We start from the raw sequence: 971 nt of genomic DNA on the forward strand, positions 1-971 counted from the left end.
CCCTCGGAGACAGCCATCGCGGATTCCGCGTCATGGGCACAACGCCCGAATATTTTGACCGCTACAAGTTTGGCCGCAATCAGGACCTGATGATCGCGCAGGGCGAACCGTTTGACGATCTGTTCGATGCGGTCATCGGCGCCGATGTGGCTCGCGAACTGGGGTATTCGATCAATAGCCCCTTGGTCCTGTCGCATGGGCTGGGCCAAGCCGACTTCGGCTCAAGTCATGAAAACCGCCCGTTCCGGGTTGTTGGCATTCTTGCCCCGACTGGTACGCCGGTGGACCAGACGGTACATGTCTCACTGGAAGCCATCACCGCCATCCATGTCGGCTGGGAAACCGGCGCAAAGAATCCGCTAGCCGACAGTATTTCCGAAGAGACCGTGCGGTCCTTCGATCTCACACCCAAGACTGTCACGGCGATCTATCTCGGCCTGAAACGTAAAGGCACCATCTTGACCACACGCCGCGAGATCAACACCAACAAGGGCGAGCCATTGATGGCGATCATTCCATCACAGGCGCTCGCGGAACTATGGAGTGTGACCGCAATTGCCGAACGGGCATTGCTGGCCGTCTCGATATTCGTCATCGCGGTGGGCGTGGTTTCGATTTTGACCTCCATCCTCACCAGCCTCAACGAGCGGCGACGCGAAATGTCGATCCTTCGTGCGGTCGGTGCTCGACCCGGTCACATCTTCACGCTGTTGGTGCTTGAAGCAGGGTTGGTGGGCCTCTTTGGCGCATTGCTAGGCATTCTTCTCATCCATGGGCTGCTGGCAGTGATCGGTCCGCTTGTTTCAGCGCATTACGGCATATCCCTAATTGGCACCGGGCCCAGCCTGATCGACCTGTATACACTGCTGGCGGTCACGGGCGCCGCCCTGGTCGCCGGGGCGATACCCGCCTGGATGGCGTTCCGCAGGTCGCTGGCCGATGGATTATCCCTTCGGCTCTAACCGCTCACA

The 971-nt window shown here is 59.3% G+C and carries 1 protein-coding gene; it reads left to right on the plus strand.

All coding sequences use genetic code 11. The annotated features are described in order from the left end of the window. Positions 1 to 962: ABC transporter permease (locus B4F73_RS00745; protein ID WP_290482278.1), on the plus strand; the 962-nt coding region annotated here is incomplete at its 5' end. Positions 963 to 971: the final 9 nt, after the last annotated feature.

It is taken from the genome of Hyphomonas sp. UBA3601 (genome assembly GCF_002375605.1).
Classification (GTDB): domain Bacteria; phylum Pseudomonadota; class Alphaproteobacteria; order Caulobacterales; family Hyphomonadaceae; genus Hyphomonas.